Annotated in this window: 14 protein-coding genes; 6 read left to right on the top strand and 8 right to left on the bottom strand. The window is 54.8% G+C overall.

Going from position 1 to position 15,059, the window contains the following annotated elements; genetic code table 11:
* Nucleotides 1–89 precede the first annotated feature (89 nt).
* Genes hisS through ACRBCU_RS11920 form a run of 4 tightly spaced genes read left to right on the top strand, consistent with a single transcriptional unit; the run spans nt 90 to nt 4,484 of the window.
* Complete coding sequence (gene hisS, locus ACRBCU_RS11935) at nt 90–1,574, top strand: histidine--tRNA ligase (RefSeq protein WP_431365614.1); 1,485 nt, start codon at nt 90–92, stop codon at nt 1,572–1,574.
* Nucleotides 1,574–2,626: an ATP phosphoribosyltransferase regulatory subunit gene (locus tag ACRBCU_RS11930; RefSeq protein WP_431365613.1), complete on the top strand. Its 1,053-nt coding sequence runs from the start codon at nt 1,574–1,576 to the stop codon at nt 2,624–2,626. The genes hisS and ACRBCU_RS11930 overlap by 1 nt, the downstream gene beginning before the upstream one ends.
* Nucleotides 2,623–3,318, top strand: a complete 696-nt coding sequence (hisG, locus tag ACRBCU_RS11925) for an ATP phosphoribosyltransferase (protein WP_431365612.1) — start codon at nt 2,623–2,625, stop codon at nt 3,316–3,318. The genes ACRBCU_RS11930 and hisG overlap by 4 nt, the downstream gene beginning before the upstream one ends.
* A gap of 41 nt (nt 3,319–3,359) precedes the next feature.
* Nucleotides 3,360–4,484 (top strand): DNA alkylation repair protein, encoded by a 1,125-nt coding sequence (locus ACRBCU_RS11920; protein ID WP_431365611.1) that lies wholly within the window; start codon nt 3,360–3,362, stop codon nt 4,482–4,484.
* Here ACRBCU_RS11920 and ACRBCU_RS11915 read toward each other — a convergent pair.
* Nucleotides 4,477–5,175 (bottom strand): aspartate/glutamate racemase family protein, encoded by a 699-nt coding sequence (locus tag ACRBCU_RS11915; RefSeq protein WP_431365610.1) that lies wholly within the window; start codon nt 5,173–5,175, stop codon nt 4,477–4,479. The two genes, ACRBCU_RS11920 and ACRBCU_RS11915, sit on opposite strands and share 8 nt — an antisense overlap.
* A 5-nt stretch (nt 5,176–5,180) precedes the next feature.
* On the bottom strand, nt 5,181–5,609 hold the full coding sequence (locus tag ACRBCU_RS11910; protein ID WP_431365609.1) for a DUF1489 family protein: 429 nt from the start codon (nt 5,607–5,609) through the stop codon (nt 5,181–5,183).
* Nucleotides 5,610–5,752: 143 nt separating this feature from the next.
* Between ACRBCU_RS11910 and ACRBCU_RS11905 the strand changes: the two genes are divergently transcribed.
* Together ACRBCU_RS11905 and ACRBCU_RS11900 are read left to right on the top strand one after the other, a co-directional pair.
* Nucleotides 5,753–8,038: an adenosylcobalamin-dependent ribonucleoside-diphosphate reductase gene (locus ACRBCU_RS11905; protein WP_431365608.1), complete on the top strand. Its 2,286-nt coding sequence runs from the start codon at nt 5,753–5,755 to the stop codon at nt 8,036–8,038.
* 95 nt (nt 8,039–8,133) lie between these two features.
* The gene (locus ACRBCU_RS11900; RefSeq protein ID WP_431365607.1) at nt 8,134–9,072 is read left to right on the top strand and encodes an MYG1 family protein; all 939 of its coding nucleotides are present in this window, start codon (nt 8,134–8,136) and stop codon (nt 9,070–9,072) included.
* Here ACRBCU_RS11900 and ACRBCU_RS11895 read toward each other — a convergent pair.
* From ACRBCU_RS11895 to ACRBCU_RS11870, 6 genes are all read right to left on the bottom strand, one after another.
* Nucleotides 9,062–10,036: an isopenicillin N synthase family dioxygenase gene (locus ACRBCU_RS11895; RefSeq protein ID WP_431365606.1), complete on the bottom strand. Its 975-nt coding sequence runs from the start codon at nt 10,034–10,036 to the stop codon at nt 9,062–9,064. The genes ACRBCU_RS11900 and ACRBCU_RS11895 overlap by 11 nt on opposite strands.
* Nucleotides 10,033–10,716 (bottom strand): hypothetical protein, encoded by a 684-nt coding sequence (locus ACRBCU_RS11890; RefSeq protein WP_431365605.1) that lies wholly within the window; start codon nt 10,714–10,716, stop codon nt 10,033–10,035. Before ACRBCU_RS11890 ends, ACRBCU_RS11895 begins: the two co-directional genes overlap by 4 nt.
* Before the next feature lie 2 nt (nt 10,717–10,718).
* The gene (locus tag ACRBCU_RS11885; RefSeq protein WP_431365604.1) at nt 10,719–12,020 is read right to left on the bottom strand and encodes a TRAP transporter large permease; all 1,302 of its coding nucleotides are present in this window, start codon (nt 12,018–12,020) and stop codon (nt 10,719–10,721) included.
* Nucleotides 12,017–12,709: a TRAP transporter small permease gene (locus ACRBCU_RS11880; protein ID WP_431365603.1), complete on the bottom strand. Its 693-nt coding sequence runs from the start codon at nt 12,707–12,709 to the stop codon at nt 12,017–12,019. Before ACRBCU_RS11880 ends, ACRBCU_RS11885 begins: the two co-directional genes overlap by 4 nt.
* 70 nt (nt 12,710–12,779) lie before the next feature.
* The gene (locus ACRBCU_RS11875; protein WP_431365602.1) at nt 12,780–13,766 is read right to left on the bottom strand and encodes a TRAP transporter substrate-binding protein; all 987 of its coding nucleotides are present in this window, start codon (nt 13,764–13,766) and stop codon (nt 12,780–12,782) included.
* A gap of 18 nt (nt 13,767–13,784) precedes the next feature.
* On the bottom strand, nt 13,785–15,026 hold the full coding sequence (locus tag ACRBCU_RS11870) for an NAD(P)/FAD-dependent oxidoreductase (RefSeq protein ID WP_431365601.1): 1,242 nt from the start codon (nt 15,024–15,026) through the stop codon (nt 13,785–13,787).
* Nucleotides 15,027–15,059 lie beyond the last annotated feature (33 nt).

Raw genomic sequence — 15,059 nt, 5'->3', positions numbered from 1 at the left:
CTAGGCCATAGGCAAATCGCCTGTGCCTGTTGCTCCCTTAGCCTCAGGGCGGTAAAGGGCAATCACAAAGCCCGTCGAAAGAGAGACCCATGGCCAAAGTGAAAAAAGCCCCCCGCCCCAAGGCCGCCGCGCCAAAGGGATTTCGCGACTATTTCGGCGCTGAGGTGACCGAGCGTTCCGAGATGCTGCAAAAGATCGCTGGGGTCTATCATCGCTACGGCTTTGACGCGCTGGAAAGCTCCGCCGTGGAGACGGTCGAGGCGCTGGGCAAGTTCCTTCCCGATGTGGACCGCCCCAACGAGGGTGTCTTTGCCTGGCAAGAGGATGAAGACGCCGATTGGCTAGCGCTGCGCTATGATTTGACGGCCCCTTTGGCGCGCGTTTACGCAGAGAACCGCAATGAGTTGCCGACGCCTTATCGGCGCTATGCGATGGGCCCTGTCTGGCGCAATGAAAAGCCGGGTCCGGGGCGGTATCGTCAATTCTATCAGTGCGATGCAGACACGGTTGGCGCGTCCAGCGTTGCAGCGGATGCAGAGATTTGTGCGATGCTCTCAGACACGCTTGAGGTGGTTGGCATTGCGCGCGGCGATTACATCATTCGCGTGAACAACCGTAAGGTTTTGAACGGCGTCATGGAGGTCTGCGGCATTGCGGGTGATGACAAAGCCGACGAGCGCGGCATCGTTTTGCGCGCGATAGATAAGTTGGATCGCCTCGGCGTTGACGGCGTGCGCGCCCTGCTTGGCGAAGGCCGCAAAGACGAGAGCGGCGATTACACCAAAGGCGCTGGGCTGAGTGATGCGCAGGCCGATATCGTTATGGGCTTTATGGATGCCAAGCGCGAAACAGGCGCTTTGACTGCCGCCCGTTTGAGCGAGCTTGTTGCAGGCTCAAGCGTCGGCGAGGCTGGCGTCGCTGAGTTGTTGACGATTGCCGAACTGCTTGAAGCGCAGGGCTATGGCTCTGACCGGATCGAGATTGACCCCTCCGTCGTGCGCGGTCTTGGCTACTATACTGGCCCTGTTTACGAGGCTGAACTGACCTTCGAAATTGAGGATGAAAAGGGGCGTCCGCGCAACTTTGGCTCGGTCGCAGGTGGCGGTCGTTATGATGACCTCGTGAAGCGTTTCACAGGTCAGGAGGTCGCCGCTACTGGTGTTTCCATCGGCGTCGATCGCCTGCTCGCCGCGCTGCGCATGAAGGGTCGGATTGAGAGCCATTCAGCGGGGCCCGTGGTCGTTACCGTGATGGATAAGAACCGCATGGCGGATTACCAGACCATGGTCGCAGAACTGCGTGATGCGGGTATCCGCGCAGAGGTCTATCTGGGCAATCCGAAGAACTTCGGCAACCAGCTCAAATATGCGGACAAGCGCAATTCACCCATCGCGATCATCGAAGGGGGCGACGAAAAAGAAAACGGCGTTATCCAGATCAAAGACCTGATCCTTGGTGCGAAAATTGCGGAAAGCGCGACGCTGGAAGAGTGGAAAGACCGCCCCAGCCAGTACGAAGTGCCGCGCGATCAATTGGTCGCAAAAGTGCGCGAAATTCTGGAAAGCCAAAGCTAATGACTGCTGTGAGTAACCGAACAGCTGCGCTTCGCACCCACTTTGAAAGCTTGGGCGCGATCCCCGTCGAAACCTCGATCTTGCAGCCCGCAGATACGCTGCTGGACCTCTACGGCGAAGACATTCGTGCGCGCGCCTATGTGACCTCGGACGCGAGCCGCGGTGAGCTGATGCTGCGACCCGATTTCACCGTTCCTGTCGTGCAAATGCATATGGCGGGCGGCGCTGAACCTGCGCGCTATACCTATGCGGGCACTGTGTTTCGTCAGCAAGAAGACGACGAGAGCCGCGCAAACGAGTACACGCAGGTCGGCTATGAGGTGTTTGATCGCGCCGAGCCGATTTCGGCAGATGCAGAGGTTTTCGCGCTGATGGCGCAGGCTTTGGGCGATGCGCCTGTGCGCGCCTCGACGGGTGATATAGGGATTTTGATGGCGGCTGTCTCTGCGCTTGAAACTTCCGATGCGCGCAAGAACGCTTTGCTGCGTCATATCTGGCGTCCGCGTCGTTTCCGTGCGCTTTTGGATCGGTATTCAAAACCCGCCGCTGCGCGCGAGTTTCCTGCGTTTGAGGATGTGGGGCCTGAAATCGGTTTGCGCAGCAAGGCGGACGTTGAAGCGCGCATTGAAGTGCTGCGCGAAGATGCCAATACCGCGCCGATTTCCGCGCGAGAGATTGAGCTGATCGAGGCGCTTTTGAGCGTGCGTGAATCCTTGCCTTTCGCGCTTGAGCAGCTTCGCGATCTGGCGGTTGACCTGCCCTCCATCAGCCCTGCGGTCGAACGTCTTGGCGCGCGCATGATCGCGCTGCGCACGCGCGGTGTGGATGTGGACAAGCTCGAGTTTGAGACCAGCTATGGGCGCACCTTGATGGAATACTACGACGGGTTTGTCTTCGGCTTTTACGCCGAAACACGCGCCGATTTGCCGCCCATTGCGACGGGCGGGCGCTATGATGCGCTGACACGGCAATTGGGCCAAGGCGCTGAAATTCCAGCAGTTGGCGGGGTCATCCGCCCCGATCTGTTGATGATGTTGGAGGGCGCGGCATGAGTATCAAGCTTGGGGTGCCATCCAAAGGTCGCCTGATGGAAAAGACCTTTGATTGGTTCGGCGCACGCGGTGTGCAGCTCTCTCGGACGGGGTCGGATCGCGAATATGCGGGTGCTGTGAGCGGCGTTGAAGGTGTGGAATTGGTGTTGCTGTCTGCGGGTGAAATCCCGCGTGAATTGGCGGCAGGTCGCATTCATTTGGGCGTCACCGGGATTGACTTGATCCGCGAGAAACTCAGCGGCTGGGAGCAGCACGTTGAAGAACTTGCGCCGCTGGGTTTTGGTCATGCGGATTTGATTATCGCGGTTCCGGATTTCTGGGTCGATGTGCGCACCTTGGATGATCTTGATGCGGCCTGCGCAATGTTTCGCGCGCGCAATGGTTTTCGCTTACGCATTGCCACGAAATATCACCGTCTGATCCGTGAATACCTGCGCGCAAATGGGGTTGCGGATTATCAATTGGTGGACAGCCAAGGCGCGACTGAGGGCACTGTGAAGTTTGAAACGGCAGAGGCTGTTGCGGACATTACATCCACAGGCGAGACGCTGCGCGCAAACCATTTGCGCCTGCTCGATGATGGGCCTGTGCTCAAATCGCAAGCGACTTTGCTACGATCTTTGAAAGCAGAGATGAACGATGCAGAGCGCGCGGATTTAGCAAACCTTTTGAAAACGCTCGAACTGGAGTAGCGTCGGTTTTCTAGCGAACTTCCGCCAGCGAGGACCGATCTATGGAACCGTTCAAAAACGCCATTTCTCCAAAAGTGGTGAAGATAACTGCGGCCTTGTTAGAGCGGCATTTGCAAGGATTCGAGCGCGCGCAGTTTGAGAGCCAAGTTATCGCACAGCTCGATGCGCTTGAGTTGAAAGAGCGCGTCGCGATGATTGCGGATGCGCTGCATCAGGTGCTGCCTAGCGAGGCGGCTCAGCGCAACGCGATCCTGTTGGCCATGCTGCATCCCGATGTGGAAAGCACCGGCGTTGAAAGCTCTGCCGAGGGGTTGAGCGGCTGGGGTGTTTGGCCGTTGACCCATCTGGTTGGCAAATACGGTGTCGATGATTTTGACGACTCGCTTGCAGCGCTGAAAGAAATGACCAAGCGGTTCACATCTGAATTTGATGTGCGCCCGTTTATCATCGCGGATCAGGATCGCGCGCTGGATGTGATCTGCGCTTGGGCGGATGATCCCAACCATCATGTGCGCCGATTGGTCAGCGAAGGCACGCGGCCGCGCTTGCCCTGGGGTGCGCAGTTGAAAGGGTTGATTGAAGATCCGAAGCCGATGATGCCAACTCTAGAACGCTTGCGCGATGATCCGTCCGAGTATGTGCGCCGCTCGGTTGCAAATCATTTGAATGACATTGCCAAGGATCATCCAGATTTTTTAGCGAAGCTCGCTGCGAAGTGGTTGCAGGGTGCATCTAAGGAGCGCGAGAAATTGGTGCGCCATGCGTGCCGAACCTTGATCAAACAGGGGCATGAAGGTGCGCTTGCGGCGTTTGGCCTGCACCCGCCAGAAATTGAAGAGCCGCGCATTTCTCTATCCGCCATTGAGATTAGCTATGGTGGCGCGATTGAGTTCGAGTTGATGCTTGCGTCGAATGCGCAAGCGAAACAAACGCTCGTTATTGATTACGTGATCCACTTTTTGAAAGCCAACGGGACGCGCGCGCCCAAGGTATTCAAGTGGACTAAGGTGGAATTGGGGGCAGGCGAAGAGAAAACACTAAGCCGTCGTCATGTGATTAAACCCATCACGACGCGAAAGTACTATGAAGGTGTACAGGTGCTCTCGCTTAGGATCAACGGCAAAGATTTTGGAAGCGAACCCTTTGTTTTGAAGGATGTTAGCTAGTTGCGACCTCAGCCAAGCTGATTTCGTCGGCGGCCAGCTTTGCAAGTAAATCAACGTGAATATCAAGTGCGTCGATAACCTTGTAGCCCGTCGCTTGACCGTCAAACGCGAGGTTCAGATCGGTGCCGGCCAATACGATCGCTTCTGCGCCTTGTTCATCAACCATACGTTGCCCAGCATCCAAAAAGAGTTGGCGCTGGGCCGCGGTGCAAAATCCGTTCACTGCGACATCTTGGTAAGTCTGTCCGAGTTTTTCGATGTCATCGTCGAGCGCAACAGACTGGGTTTGAACAAGCTGGCCATAAAGTCGCGTTTGCATGACCACACGCGTTCCCAATAGTCCGATGCGGCTGAGGTTTTGCGCAGCGAAATAGGCATCGAGCGGGGTCACTGCGGAAACCAGCGGCAGGGGCGAAATCGCTTGAAGTTCTTCAAAACAGTAATGGGCGCCCAAAGAGGTCAGCGCGGCGACGTCTGCACCAGCGCCTTTAAGCTCAGAGATTTGAGCGGCAAATATTTCCGCTTGAGGTGCGCGATTGTCAGCGAGGTTGTTGGCGATCAGGGTTCGAATATCGCCATGCGAAATAGTCAGGCGCAGGGGTACGCCTTTAGCGTCCGCTGCTGCGGCAAGGCGTTGATAATAAACCAGACTGGCAGCGACACCAATTCCTCCAATTAGACCTATATGCATATCCGCTACCTAACGCCAATTTCCGCTAATGCCGCGCTGAGTTCTGCGGGCATCGGGTCTTCGTGCTGTTTGCCTTCCGGCAGGTCAGCGGGGGCATCTTCGGGTTTGAGGTAGCGCCAACCTTGGAAGGGGCGCTTGAGCGCGTGTTGCGTGCGAATGAGACCCGGCTGCATGACAATGGCGCAGCGGCGAATGCCATCTTCGCCGATGACTTCATCAAAACGTAGGATGCTTTGACGCGCTTGTATCACGCCCTTGATGACCCAATAAATTGAGCCACCTTGCAGGATTTCAGCCTCGCGTTTGGGCCACATACGAGTGACATGACGGTTCAAACCGTCCGTAGCGGCGGCGCGCATCTGTTGCCAGTCCTCAAGGCCTTCGACCGATTCTGTGCCAACGCTCAGTTTAATAAGGTTTATATGCTTGCTCACAGAAAGATTCCCATTTTGATACCACATATGGTATGTGAGTTATGCGCAACATCAAGGTCTAGTATTGCAAAAGCACGTTGCTGGATGCGGATAGCGGCTATACTAGGCTAACCAAATAAGCTGCACACCAAGGGAATCGCCACATGAATCGTTTTGCCGCCCCCATCGCCGAGCAAATTTGGGATATGAAGTACCGCTTTAAGGATGCGGACGGAACACCCATTGATGCAACGGTCGAAGATTCTTGGGGCCGCATCGCCAAAGATCTGGCGAAAGTCGAAGATGATCCAGAGCATTGGGAAGAGCAATTCTATGCCGCATTGGAGGATTTCAAATACCTTCCAGCGGGCCGCATCACGGCGGGCGCAGGCACGGCGCGTAATGTAACGTTGTTCAACTGCTTTGTGATGGGCACGATCCCTGATAGCATGGGCGGCATTTTCGACATGCTGAAAGAAGCAGCGCTGACGATGCAGCAGGGCGGCGGCATCGGTTATGATTTCTCCACCATTCGCCCGAAGGGCGCGGATGTGAAGGGCGTGGCAGCGGATGCGTCTGGTCCGCTCTCGTTCATGGATGTGTGGGACGCGATGTGCCGCACGATCATGTCAGCGGGCTCGCGTCGCGGCGCGATGATGGCGACAATGCGCTGTGATCACCCTGATATTGAGGATTTCATCACCGCGAAATCGGACGCCGCGCGCCTGCGCATGTTCAACGTGTCCGTATTGATCACCGATCCATTCATGGAGGCGGTGAAGGCGAACGGCACATGGGACTTGATGTTCGATGGGGTTATCTATCGCACGGTGAATGCGCGTGAGCTTTGGGACAAGATCATGCAAGGCACCTATGATTATGCCGAGCCGGGTGTGATTTTCATCGACCGCATCAACAAGGCCAACAACCTTGGCTATTGCGAAACGATTGCGGCGACGAACCCCTGCGGTGAGCAACCTTTGCCCCCGTATGGCGCGTGTTTGCTTGGCTCGATCAACCTTGCGCGCCTCGTGCCGAACCCGTTTGAAGCGGATGCGGCCTTGGATGTTGCGGCGTTGAATGAATTGGTCGCAACTGCCGTGCGAATGATGGATAACGTGGTTGATGCGTCCAAGTTCCCGCTGGATGCGCAAGCGCGTGAAGCGGCGGCGAAACGTCGGATTGGTTTGGGTGTGACAGGCCTTGCAGATGCGCTTTTGATGGTTGGTCAGCGCTATGGCTCCGAGGAAGCGGCGCGTCAAACGGACGAATGGTTGCACGCGATCGCTCGCGCCGCATATCTGGCGTCGGTCGATTTGGCGAAGGAAAAGGGTCCGTTCCCATTGTTTGACGCTGAGGCCTATTTGGCGAGCGGCGCAATGCAGGACATGGACGAGGACGTGCGCGAGGCTATCCGCGAGCATGGTATTCGCAACGCATTGCTGACCTCGATTGCACCGACAGGCACGATTAGCCTCTATGCGGGCAACGTGTCTTCGGGCATTGAGCCTGTGTTTGCATATGCTTACACGCGCAAGGTCTTGCAAAAGGACGGCACGCGCACGGAAGAGGAAGTCGTTGATTACGCTGTGCAAATGTGGCGCGACAAGTTCGGCGACAAGGAGTTGCCCGACTATTTCGTAAACGCGCAAACGCTTGCTCCGCTGGATCACGTGCGCATGCAAGCAGCGGCGCAGAAATGGATTGATAGCTCGATCTCCAAAACGATCAACTGCCCTGAGGATATCGCCTTCGACGACTTCAAAGAGGTCTACATGGAGGCGTGGGACTCCGGCTGTAAGGGCTGCACAACCTACCGTCCTAACGATGTGACGGGGTCGGTTTTGTCTGTTTCCGAGACAAAAGAAGCACCTGACGTTATTGCAAACACTGACGCAGAGCCTCAGCGCCCGCATTCTGATGTGGTCTATATGACCGAGCCACTGGATCGCCCTCAGTCATTGGAAGGGGCGACCTACAAGCTTAAATGGCCTGACAGTGAGCATGCGATTTACCTGACGGTGAATGACACGATTGTTGGTGGTCGCCGTCGCCCGTTCGAGGTGTTCATCAACTCCAAGAACATGGAGCATTTTGCCTGGACCGTTGCGCTGACGCGCATGATGTCGGCTGTATTTCGTCGTGGCGGCGATGTGACGTTTGTCGTGGAAGAGCTTAAAGCGGTCTTCGATCCGCGCGGTGGTGCTTGGGTGGGAGGGAAGTATATCCCGTCTATCCTCGCGGCAATTGGCGGCGTGCTAGAGCAACACATGATCCAGATCGGCTTTCTTGAAGGCGAAGGCATGGGGCTAAAGACGGACCCACAAGCGCAAGTCGTGAGCATGCCCGCAAACCGGGGCAAGGCCTGCCCAAGCTGTGGTCAATATGATCTTCGCATGGTTGAGGGTTGCATGACCTGCGGCAGCTGCGGCCACTCCAAGTGCGGTTAGTGTTGCATCCGCACTGAACTAAGCTATTGAAACGCGAATACTGGGCGGCCATGAGTGCCGCCCATTGTATTTGAATTCACTATCGGACGACATTCATGACCATTGATCACCTTGTTACGCATTCAGGCGGATTTCACGCGGATGAATTGCTGTCTTCTGTCATTCTGACCTGCCTATTTCCTCAGGCTGAGCTGCGCCGCACGCGTGATCGCCAGTGGATTACACCTGCGGTGAACAAAATTATCTACGACGTGGGTGGCGCGTTTGATGCAGATGCGCAGATTTTTGACCATCACCAACGACCCGGTCCCTTGCGTGAGGACGATCAACCTTTCAGCTCATTTGGCTTGATCTGGGCGCAGTATGGGCGTGCGTATTTAGGCAAGCAGGGCGTTCCTGCCGATGCGATCGAAGCGATCCATGAGAAGTTTGACAGCAAGTTTGTGCTTCCGATTGATCTATTGGACAACGGCGCAATTGAACCTTCGGTGGCGGGCCCGTTGTCGATCATGACTTTGCCCGCGCTTTTGGCGAGTTTGAAGCCTGTCTTTGATGATCCGTCCCCGAGCGCTGACGATGATGCATTTTTCGCGGCGTTGCCTATCGCACGCAGCTTTGTTGAGGCGAAAATTCGGGGTATGGCTGCAAAAGCCCGCGCCGAGAGCATTGTGATCGAAGCAATCGAAAAAGCGGGTCAATCTGCGATTTTGGAGCTGCCGATGGGCATGCCTTATGGTTCGGTTCTGGATAAATCCGGGGCGGATCATATTTTATTCGTTGTGACACCGCGCGGAGCAGATTGGACGATTGGCGGCATAAAATTGTCTCGTGATACGTTTGATCAACGCGCGGATTTGCCTGCGTCATGGGCTGGATTGTCTGACGCGGCATTAGAAGAAGCGAGCGGCGTAACAGGCGCAAAGTTCTGTCACAACGCGCGTTTCATTGCAGTCGCAGAGTCGCGCGAGGCGATAATGGCAATGGCCGAGATTGCTGTCGATGAAGCACTAAGCGTCGCTAAGGCTACCGCTTAAACTGAGCGAAGCTTTTTGAGTTACGCGAAGCGATATGCTCACCTGCTGTGACGGGTGGGTATTTTGCTTCGTTGTCAGGGGTTCCCAAATGACGAGGATCGACCACAGTGTCGGTGTGCGGGTCGAAGAAAACGGGAATCGAATAACGCGCATTTGGTGTGCGATTGATGACGCGGTGCAAGGTTGATGCAAAGCGGTCGTTGCTCCACCGCGCGAGCAGATCGCCGATGTTGCACACGAGAGTGCCTTCGATAGGGGGCGCTTCAGCCCACTCACCTGACTTAGTGCGGACCTGCAAACCGCCACTTTGATCCTGCAACAATAGGGTCAAAACACCAAAATCTGTGTGCGGAGCAACGCCGAAACGCTCTTCAGCCTCATCTTGAGCGGTAGAGGGCGGATAGTAGACAAGCTGACCACGCGCGAGCGGTTTTTCATAGGCAGACGCGAAAAAATCCTTCGGCATATCAAGGCTAAGCGCGAGGGCTGACATGAGTTTACGCCCGATGTCACAGATTGCGTCATAGTATGGAATCAGTTCTTTGTGTAAACGCGGGAAAGCCTCGTCTGGCCATTGGTTTACAGCAACAAGCGGCTTGCCTAGGTCAGGGTCTTTGGGTGACGTTTCAGCACCCCAAAAGAATACTTCTTTGAGATCGTGGGTCTTAGAACCCGCAAGCCGTGACATACCCGGTTTCATCCAGCCGCGCTGATCGGTGTTTACCGCGACCGTTTCTTTGATTGTGCTTGATGCGGCGAAGAAATCTTTGCTGATCTGAAACGCTTGCTGCATGAGCGCTGGATCGATACCGTGGTTCCTAATGTAGAAAAAGCCTGAAGTGGTCGCAGCGACGTGGATATCTTTTGCGACCTTGCTTAGATCGCTGCCATCCATCGCGTCTGAAATGTCGATTATCGGAATCGTATCAAGAGATTTGGCCGCGCCAAAAGTGTCTCTACTCATGTTTGATGGCCCTCAAGAAAGTTCGGCTTGATGATGTTCGGTCTGCTCTGTTCAATGAGCGTGAGAATATCAGTGATCGGCAAGTTTGTTGAGCGGTGCAAAGCTGCCTTGTAAGGAGGCAGGTTTGTGCATTCCAATAGGATGTGCCGATGTTTTGGGGTTTGATGCTTTGCCACATGCGCGAGGATTTCGTCGCTGGCGCGTTTCGTATCGAGATGGGTTTTGTTCTGCGAAATGACCGTCCTTAAATGGCACTCTTTCGGTAGACCGACGATGCTGCTGGTATAAGCTTTATGTTTGCCAAGATGGGCGGCGTTCAGACGCTCGGCGTCGAAGGTCAGGATCAAGAGCTCTTCGGGTGCAATGCTTTGGCTCATGTGATCCAATGCAATGAGGGATGAGCTGATAAAAGGCTTTGGCGTGCGTGCCGCGAGGTGGTTCTGCCAATAGGAAAGAAAGCCACAAGACGTCGCGATGATGTCTCCGCTGGCCTTTCGCAGCGCATTTTCAAAGGGCTTGATTGCGATGCCTTCAGGATTGTCAGTGACGACCTGCGCGACGGTTGCTGAGGGAATGCGAATAATTTCAACGTCGCTCGCATAAGTATCCGAACATCCTACGTCGCCCGCCACCCTAGGAAAACTGGTGTCGAGCTGAAGAACGGTAAGGGCAGGGGGCATCGCTATTGCCGAATGTTTTCAGGTAGCCATGTCGCCAGCGCCGGGAAAGCAACAAGAATGATGACCATCAGTAACATCAGACCAACCATAGGGATTGCGGTTTTCGAGATGTAGCCAATCTCATGTCGCGTCATGCCTTGCAAAACGAATAAGTTGAATCCGATTGGCGGCGTGACCTGAGCCATTTCCACGACAACCACGATGAAAATACCAAACCAGATCACATCGATTCCTGCTTGGCGGATCATCGGCTCAACGATTGCCATCGTGAGAACGACGGAAGAAATGCCATCAAGGAACATGCCGAGGATGATATAAAACACTGTGAGCGCGGCAATCAGCGTGATCGGCGAAAGCTGCATTTCGTCTATCCAAGCTGCAAGGGCGCGGGGTAAACCTGTGAAACCCATTGAGAGTGAAAGAAAGGCCGCCCCCATGAGAATTAGGGCGATCATTGCAGAGGTACGGGTCGCACCCATGAGGCTTTCAAGGAAAACGCTAGGTGTGAGCGAGCGCTGAAATGCTGCGAGCGTGAGAGAGCCGAGAACGCCGACTGCGGCGGCTTCGGTAGCGGTTGCCCAGCCAAAATACATAGAGCCAATGACAGCGAAAACGAGCAGCAGAACGGGAATAAGAAAGCGGGATTCCGCGATCATCTGAGGCAAGCTCATCGCTGGTTCTGGTGCCGGGCGTTCACTGGGGCGGAATATGTGCCAGGCCATGATGTAAGCCATGAATAGACTTGCAAGAACGAGGCCCGGAATGATGCCGGCCATAAAGAGTTTGATGATGCTTTCATTGATCGAAACACCGTAAACGATGAGAGTCAGCGAGGGCGGGATCATCAAACCAAGTGTCGCGGCACCCGCAAGAGTGCCAACAATCATGTATTCGGGATAGCCACGTTTGCGCAGTTCTGGGATCGACATTTTGCCAACTGTCGTGAGAGTTGCGGCGGAAGAGCCAGAGACAGCCGCGAAGATCGTACAGCCTGCTATGTTGGTGTGTAAAAGACCTCCCGGGAGCCAGCGCATCCAAGGGGCTAAGCCGCGAAACATATCCTGCGAGAGCCGTGTTCGATAGAGAATTTCGCCCATCCAAATGAACAAGGGCAGCGCTGTTAGGGTCCAAGAGCTGGAACTGGTCCAGATGGTTGTGATCATCGCATCCCCTGCGGGGCGCACTGTGAACATTTCCATGCCCACCCAGGCCACGCCCATAAGGGCAAGACCAATCCAGATGGACGATCCTAAAAGGGTAAATAGGACAAAGAGGAAAACGATGGTTGCATATGCTTCGCTCATTCGACGGCCTCCGAAACGATAGGGTTTTTGCCGGTAACAAGCAGGCGGGTGAGTGTATCCCAAAGGGCGATTGCCAGAAGAATCGTGCCGATAGACATCGCGAGCTGAGGTATCCAAACGGGCGTGTAAACAAGTTTGTCACCGCCCGCCAAAGCACCAGAAAAATCGAGTTGGAAAAGTTTGACCACCCATTCGGGGATCCTGTCTTGCCCCTGTGTGCGATCATTCAGCATTTCTGAGAAGAAATTTGCTTTCACCGCGAAGCGGGCAAAATAGGTAGCGATCACTGCGGCGGCAAAAACGGCGAAGATATCGAGCCACTTTTTGAGGAAGGCTGTCGAGTTCAAAATGATCGAAACGCGAATATGCGCGCCGCGCATCATCGCATGGCAAAGCGCGAAGAACGACGTTGCAGCCATTGCATAACCAGCAAATTCAGTCGTGCCAGGCAGGGCGATGCTGGTCCAACGGGCGACCATCTGCGCGACGATGAGCAATAAAATTGTAACCATAAAGCAAGCGGCGATAACGCCGCTGGCGAAATAAACGCCGTCCAAAAAACGCCAGATCGGACGCATGATCTTTTCAATCTTTGGGCCCGCGATAAAGCAGGTGGCGGCAAGGATGCTTGGGATCACAAAGAGCCAAACCCAAAGGGGTAGGCCCATGACGGGCGACCAATCACGCATGGCAGTGTCTCAATTCTTTTGGAAGAAAACGGCCAGCCCGTTCATCTAGAAGGGCTGGCCGAGGCTTTGGTTAGTTCGCGTTGTATGCGTCGAGGATCTTTTGACCATCGGCACCAGCGGTTTCGAGCCAATCAGCGGTCATTTTCGCGCCGATCTTCTCAAGCTCGGCGAGGAATTCTGGACCTGCGTCTTCAACGCTCATGCCGTTTTTCGCAAGTTCGTCAAAGTAGAAGTTCGCCAATTCAGCGGACTTGGCTTGGCAGCTTGCTGCTGTCTCATCGGCGGCTTTCTGGATGCCTGCTTGAACTTCGGCGTCGAGACCTTCCCAAACTTGCGTGTTTACCATCACGTAGTTGCGCGGCAGCCATGCGTTGACTTTGTAGTAATGGGACAGATGCTCCCACACTTTGCGGTCATATCCAGTAGAACCTGAAGAAATAAACGCCGATGCAACACCTGTTGCGAGCGCTTGGCTAAGTTCTGCCGCTTCGATCTGGACGGGGATCATGCCCAGCTCTTCCGCAAAAGTTGCTGTGGCAGAGTTATATGAGCGGAACTTAATGCCTTGGGTATCAGCGGAGGACTTTACTTCTTTGTTGAAGTAGAAGCCTTGGCCCGGCCAAGGGCATGTATAGAGCGCAACGAGGTTGAGATCGGCAAGCTGAGCGTTGACCGTGTCTTTTGCGGCGGCCCAAAGCTTGGCGTTGTCTTCATATGTGGTCGCAATGAACGGTAGGTTGTCCCAACCGAGAAGGGGCGCTTCGTTTGCATGTGCTGACATGAAACGCTCGCCGATTGGAACTTGGCCTGTTTGAATAGCGCGTTTGATGTCGCCGCCGCCAAAGAGAGAGCCGCCTGCATGAACCGTGATGTCGATCGCGCCGCCTGTATGCTCGCGCACTTTGTCAGCGAAGATCACGCCATGTTCGGAATGGAAATTCGTGGCCGCATAGGCCATCGGCATATCCCATTTTTGCGCATGCCCATCGGCGATAGCTGTGGTTGCTGCGAGAGCGCCGAGCGCTGCGACGTAAGCAATTTTTGTAAAATTGGTCATTCCATTTTCCCTGATGTTTCAACTGTTAGCATATTTGCGAGGATCAAACGGGGCCAAATCTATGTTCGGCTTTTTCCCGTCAATGAGATCTGCGATGATCCGACCTGTTTTAGGTCCACCTGTCAAGCCAACGTGTTGATGTCCAAAGGCACTATAGCTGATCGCGCTGGAATCATTGGCACCGATAAGTGGTAGGCTGTCTGCGGGAGCTGGGCGATGCCCCATCCATTCCACGACCGAATCGTAGGAAATGTCAGGCAACAGGGTCGCAACTTGGCGTTTGAGCAATTCAATCGGCGCTTTGCTTGGGCCAGCCTCCAGCCCACCAAATTCGATAACTCCAGCCGCGCGCAGACGCCCGTCCATCGGTGTAAGCACAAATTTTCCGCTGGCTACCATCATCGAATTTTTTGGCATGTGGGACGGGTTTACGAGCTCGATGTGATACCCACGTTCGCTTTCGAACGGGACTTTGACGCCTAATTTGTGAGCAATTTGTTTCGACCACGGGCCAAGGGCGAAAACGATCTTATCCGCCGCGAGACGGCCAGCGCTCGTGTCGAGTGCAGTGATTGCACCGCCGTCCATATCAACATCATTGATGGTGGCGATCTCTAGTGTGCCCCCTTGTTCAACAAAATGTTCGGCTAAGGCTTTGACATAAGCGCCAGGGTCACTGATACGGCCATGGTTTTTGCAGCGCACAATTGTTTCAAAGGCGGTGCCAAAAGCTGAGTCCTCTTGAGCGTATTCGCTGCCTGTCAAGACCTCGTACTCGACACCTTGCGCGTCGCGTTTGCCCCATGCGTAGCTGTCTGCAAGATAATCAGCATGTGTTTTGTAGCCAAAGCAATAGTCTTGATCCCCAACGAAGCGTTCTGCTGGTGTCCCTTTGGCGAGAGCCATGTGTTGATCGTAGCTGTCGTGCAACAGCGTGTTCATCGACCGTGCGTAGTGATCAACATGATTGTTAGTCGCATGGGCCATGTATTTTGCAAGGAAAGGCAGCAGTTTTGGAAAATATGGCCATCGGATAAACAATGGAGAGTCTTGGCGTAGCAACATGCCCGGCGCTGACTTAAACAGACTTGGCGTTGTAACGGGGACGACACCGCCTGCGGCGAGAACCCCCGCGTTTCCGTGACTTGTGCCGCTTGCCGGGCCTTCACGATCTACGATTGTGACGTCGTGGCCCGCGCGTTGAAGCCAGATTGCCGTTGAAACCCCCACGATTCCCGCGCCTGCGACTAAGATATGCATTTTCCTGATCCTGTGATGATGCCTACTTAGACA

The organism is Planktotalea sp. (assembly GCF_050633725.1).
GTDB lineage: Bacteria > Pseudomonadota > Alphaproteobacteria > Rhodobacterales > Rhodobacteraceae > Planktotalea.
This window is presented reverse-complemented; position numbering and strand designations above follow the sequence as displayed.

What these genes read in the sequence shown, in the direction of transcription:
- ACRBCU_RS11920 (WP_431365611.1), top strand. Translation starts at nt 3,360, where the DNA reads ATGGAACCGTTCAAAAACGCCATTTCTCCAAAAGTGGTGAAGATAACT.
- hisG (WP_431365612.1), top strand. Translation starts at nt 2,623, where the DNA reads ATGAGTATCAAGCTTGGGGTGCCATCCAAAGGTCGCCTGATGGAAAAG.
- ACRBCU_RS11870 (WP_431365601.1), bottom strand. Translation starts at nt 15,026, where the DNA reads ATGCATATCTTAGTCGCAGGCGCGGGAATCGTGGGGGTTTCAACGGCA.
- ACRBCU_RS11880 (WP_431365603.1), bottom strand. Translation starts at nt 12,709, where the DNA reads ATGCGTGATTGGTCGCCCGTCATGGGCCTACCCCTTTGGGTTTGGCTC.
- ACRBCU_RS11915 (WP_431365610.1), bottom strand. Translation starts at nt 5,175, where the DNA reads ATGCATATAGGTCTAATTGGAGGAATTGGTGTCGCTGCCAGTCTGGTT.
- ACRBCU_RS11930 (WP_431365613.1), top strand. Translation starts at nt 1,574, where the DNA reads ATGACTGCTGTGAGTAACCGAACAGCTGCGCTTCGCACCCACTTTGAA.
- hisS (WP_431365614.1), top strand. Translation starts at nt 90, where the DNA reads ATGGCCAAAGTGAAAAAAGCCCCCCGCCCCAAGGCCGCCGCGCCAAAG.
- ACRBCU_RS11900 (WP_431365607.1), top strand. Translation starts at nt 8,134, where the DNA reads ATGACCATTGATCACCTTGTTACGCATTCAGGCGGATTTCACGCGGAT.
- ACRBCU_RS11875 (WP_431365602.1), bottom strand. Translation starts at nt 13,766, where the DNA reads ATGACCAATTTTACAAAAATTGCTTACGTCGCAGCGCTCGGCGCTCTC.
- ACRBCU_RS11885 (WP_431365604.1), bottom strand. Translation starts at nt 12,020, where the DNA reads ATGAGCGAAGCATATGCAACCATCGTTTTCCTCTTTGTCCTATTTACC.
- ACRBCU_RS11895 (WP_431365606.1), bottom strand. Translation starts at nt 10,036, where the DNA reads ATGAGTAGAGACACTTTTGGCGCGGCCAAATCTCTTGATACGATTCCG.
- ACRBCU_RS11890 (WP_431365605.1), bottom strand. Translation starts at nt 10,716, where the DNA reads ATGCCCCCTGCCCTTACCGTTCTTCAGCTCGACACCAGTTTTCCTAGG.
- ACRBCU_RS11905 (WP_431365608.1), top strand. Translation starts at nt 5,753, where the DNA reads ATGAATCGTTTTGCCGCCCCCATCGCCGAGCAAATTTGGGATATGAAG.